This window comes from Staphylococcus sp. EG-SA-2, assembly GCF_017152085.1.
The window spans coordinates 1-4,300 of sequence record NZ_JACYHC010000487.1; the positions used below are offsets into that span (position 1 = coordinate 1).

General features: G+C 31.8%; 4 protein-coding genes. All 4 read left to right on the forward strand.

What is annotated here, in order from left to right:
* On the forward strand, positions 1 to 425 hold a 425-nt coding region (locus IDG60_RS07480), incomplete at its 5' end, for a pseudouridine synthase (RefSeq protein WP_241013348.1).
* A 20-nt stretch (positions 426 to 445) separates the two neighbouring features.
* The gene (gene mgtE, locus IDG60_RS07485; protein ID WP_103182716.1) at positions 446 to 1,831 is read left to right on the forward strand and encodes a magnesium transporter; all 1,386 of its coding nucleotides are present in this window, start codon (positions 446 to 448) and stop codon (positions 1,829 to 1,831) included.
* 9 nt (positions 1,832 to 1,840) lie between these two features.
* Positions 1,841 to 3,685 carry a monovalent cation:proton antiporter family protein gene (locus IDG60_RS07490; RefSeq protein WP_206160584.1) on the forward strand — a complete coding sequence of 615 codons (1,845 nt, stop codon included), beginning with the start codon at positions 1,841 to 1,843 and terminating at the stop codon, positions 3,683 to 3,685.
* Between the two features lie 277 nt (positions 3,686 to 3,962).
* A partial coding sequence (locus IDG60_RS07495; RefSeq protein ID WP_164825726.1) for an SDR family oxidoreductase occupies positions 3,963 to 4,300 on the forward strand: 338 nt, incomplete at its 3' end.

Consider the following 4,300-nt stretch of genomic DNA (forward strand, 5'->3'; position numbering starts at 1 on the left):
ATATCCATCATTTATTTTCTAAAGTAAACTTGAAAAAAATATATACTTGCCTTGTATATGGCAAAACCCATACATCTGGTATTATTGAAGCTAATATTAGACGGTCAAAGGATAGTATTATAACTAGAGAAGTTGCCTCGGATGGTAAATACGCTAAAACATCTTATGAAGTAATAAATCAGAATGATAAATACAGTTTATGCAAAGTTCATTTGCATACGGGACGTACACATCAAATTCGTGTACATTTTCAACATATTGGGCATCCAATTGTGGGAGATTCTTTGTATGATGGTTTTCATGACAAAATTCATGGTCAAGTACTGCAATGTACGCAAATATATTTTGTTCATCCAATCAATAAGAACAATATTTATATTACAATTGATTATAAGCAATTACTTAAATTATTCAATCAACTCTAATTCACACAGGGGGTGTAAGTATGTCAATGAACACAGATGAAAAAGAGCGTGTTCAAGAGGAATTATATGATGAGACATTATTAGATCAATACTTAGAAAATGATGATATTGATCAATTTAGAGATGAATTTCTAGCATTACACACATATGAACAAAGTGAGTATTTTGAAGATACTACCGATGAAAATAGACAAAAGATTTTTCAATATTTATCACCTGAAGAGGTTGCAAATTTCTTTGATCAATTAGATATTGATGACGATGAATATGAGTTGCTATTTGATAAAATGAATGCGACATACGCAAGTCACATATTAGAAGAAATGTCATACGATAATGCAGTAGATATTTTAAATGAGTTGACTAAACCAAAAGTTGCTAGTCTTTTAACATTGATGAATAAAGATGACGCGAATGAAATCAAAGCATTACTTCACTATGATGAGGATACGGCCGGCGGTATTATGACGACGGAGTATTTATCACTTAAAGCGCATACGCCTGTTAAAGAAGCGTTATTATTGGTCAAAGCGCAAGCGCCAGACGCAGAAACAATATATGTTATATTTGTCGTTGATGATGATGGTAAATTAGTAGGTGTTTTATCACTAAGAGATTTAATTGTAGCTGAAAGTGATGCTTATATTGAAGATATTATGAATGAACGTGTCATTAGTGTGAATGTAGCAGACGACCAAGAAGATGTTGCTCAAGTTATGAGAGACTATGATTTCATGGCTGTACCTGTTATAGATTACCAAGAACATTTGCTTGGTATCATCACGATTGATGATATTTTAGACGTTATGGATGAAGAGGCTAGTGAAGACTACTCTCGTTTAGCCGGGGTATCAGATATCGATTCGACTAATGATTCAATCATTAAAACAGCATTAAAACGTTTACCATGGTTGATTATTTTAACATTTTTAGGAATGATTACTGCGACAATTTTAGGGAGATTTGAAAAAACATTAGAAAATGTAGCGCTACTCGCAGCGTTTATTCCTATTATTAGTGGTATGTCAGGAAATTCAGGTACACAATCTTTAGCCGTTTCAGTTCGTAACATTACGACAGGGGAAATTAATGAGCAAAGTAAATTTAGAATTGCATTAAGAGAAGCGGGAAGTGGTGTATTATCGGGCGTTGTATGTTCAACAATATTATTTACAATTATTGTTGCAATATATCATCAGCCACTTTTAGCATTAATCGTTGCAGGAAGTTTAACTTGTGCGATGACGGTGGGGACGTTTGTAGGTTCGATGATTCCATTATTGATGAATAAATTAAATATCGATCCAGCAGTGGCTAGTGGACCATTTATTACAACAATTAATGATATTATTAGTATGTTGATTTATTTTGGTTTAGCTACATCATTTATGGCTTACTTAATTTAAGGAGGAGTTATGGAGTTTTTATCTTTAGTTATTGTTGTTTTAGCAGCGTTTTTAACTCCAATAATTGTCAATCGATTAAATATTAATTTCTTGCCAGTTGTTGTTGCAGAAATTTTGATGGGGATTGTGATTGGAAATTCATTTCTAAATATAGTAGAAAGGGATTCAATTCTAAATATTTTATCAACGTTAGGCTTTATCTTTTTAATGTTTTTAAGTGGTTTAGAAATTGATTTTAAAGCTTTTAAAAAAGATAAACGCGCACGTCAAGGACAAAATGATGATGAATCCTCAATTCCAGGGCATCTTAATCTAGCGTTAACTGTATTTGCATTTATTATGATTATTTCGATTCTTTTAGCGTATGTATTTAAATGGCTTGGATTAGTGGATGATGTGTTATTAATGGTCATTATCATTTCAACTATTTCCTTAGGCGTAGTTGTTCCAACTTTAAAAGAAATGAATATTATGAGAACAACTATAGGGCAATTTATCCTATTAGTAGCAGTACTTGCGGACTTAGTAACTATGATTTTATTAACGGTCTATGGCGCAATCAATGGTCAAGGCGGCAGTACAATATGGTTAATAGGTATATTAGTTGTTTTCACAGCAATTTCATATATTTTAGGTGTTCAATTTAAAAGAATGTCATTTTTACAAAAATTGATGGATGGTACGACGCAAATCGGTATTCGTGCGGTATTTGCATTAATAATATTATTAGTAGCCCTAGCAGAGGGAGTTGGCGCAGAAAATATATTAGGTGCATTCTTAGCAGGTGTCGTTGTTTCATTATTAAATCCAGATGAAGAAATGGTTGAAAAGTTAGACTCATTTGGTTATGGGTTCTTTATTCCTATTTTCTTTATAATGGTTGGTGTAGATTTAAACATACCTTCATTAATTAAAGAACCGAAATTACTAATTATCATACCGATTTTAATCGTTGCATTTATCGTTTCAAAATTAATTCCAGTCATGTTTATTCGACGTTGGTTTGATATGAAAACAACGATTGCATCAGCATTTTTATTAACATCAACATTATCGCTCGTGATAGCTGCAGCCAAAATTTCAGAAAGATTAAATGCTATTTCAGCTGAAACGTCAGGTATATTAATTTTAAGCGCAGTCATTACATGTGTATTCGTTCCGATTATTTTCAAAAAACTGTTTCCAGTTCCAGATGAGTTTAACCGTAAAATTGAAGTTAGTTTAATTGGTAAAAATCAATTAACGATTCCTATAGCGCAAAATTTAACATCTCAGTTATATGACGTGACATTATATTATCGCAAAGACTTGAGTGATCGTCGTCAATTGTCAGATGATATCACGATGATAGAAATTGCTGATTATGAACAAGATGTTTTAGAACGACTAGGTCTGTTTGACCGAGACATAGTTGTTTGTGCTACGAATGACGATGATATTAACCGAAAAGTTGCTAAATTAGCCAAAGCACATCAAGTTGAGCGTGTCATTTGCAGACTTGAAAGCACAACGGACGATACAGAGTTAGTTGATTCAGGTATTGAAATTTTCAGTAGCTACTTAAGTAATAAAATCTTATTAAAAGGTTTAATTGAAACACCTAACATGTTGAATTTATTAAGTAATGTTGAAACGTCACTATATGAAATTCAAATGTTAAATTATAAATATGAAAATATTCAATTACGTAATTTCCCATTCGGAGGAGACATCATCTTCGTGCGTATTATCCGTAATAATGAGTCGATTGTTCCGCATGGAGATACACAATTGCGATATGGAGATCGCTTAATTGTTACCGGTGCTAAAGAATACGTTGATGAATTGAAGCAAGAGTTAGAATTTTATTTTTAACAATAATGATATTAAAATGCAGACGTATTTTAGTACGACGTAAAATTAATGATTTTAAAATGCTAGTATGTATATGATTTTGATAAATAAATGCTTTTTACGTAAATCAAGTTTGATACAGAAAGGACTAAATCAAACATTTATCGTTGTAATACGTTTAAATAACTTTATTAAAAAGTCATAATAGTGTTAAAATGTATTGACGAATAAAAAGTTAGTTAAAACTGGGATTAGATATTCTATCCGTTAAATTAATTATTATAAGGAGTTATCTTACATGTTAAATCTTGAAAACAAAACATATGTCATCATGGGAATCGCTAATAAGCGTAGTATTGCTTTTGGTGTCGCTAAAGTTTTAGATCAATTAGGTGCTAAATTAGTATTTACTTACCGTAAAGAACGTAGCCGTAAAGAGCTTGAAAAATTATTAGAACAATTAAATCAACCAGAAGCGCACTTATATCAAATTGATGTTCAAAGCGATGAAGAGGTTATTAATGGTTTTGAGCAAATTGGTAAAGATGTTGGCAATATTGATGGTGTATATCATTCAATCGCATTTGCTAATATGGAAGACTTACGCGGACGCTTTTCTGAAACTTCACGTGAAGG

Coding starts and splice junctions, on each gene's coding strand:
- IDG60_RS07490 (WP_206160584.1), top strand. CDS start 1,841: ATGGAGTTTTTATCTTTAGTTATTGTTGTTTTAGCAGCGTTTTTAACT.
- mgtE (WP_103182716.1), top strand. CDS start 446: ATGTCAATGAACACAGATGAAAAAGAGCGTGTTCAAGAGGAATTATAT.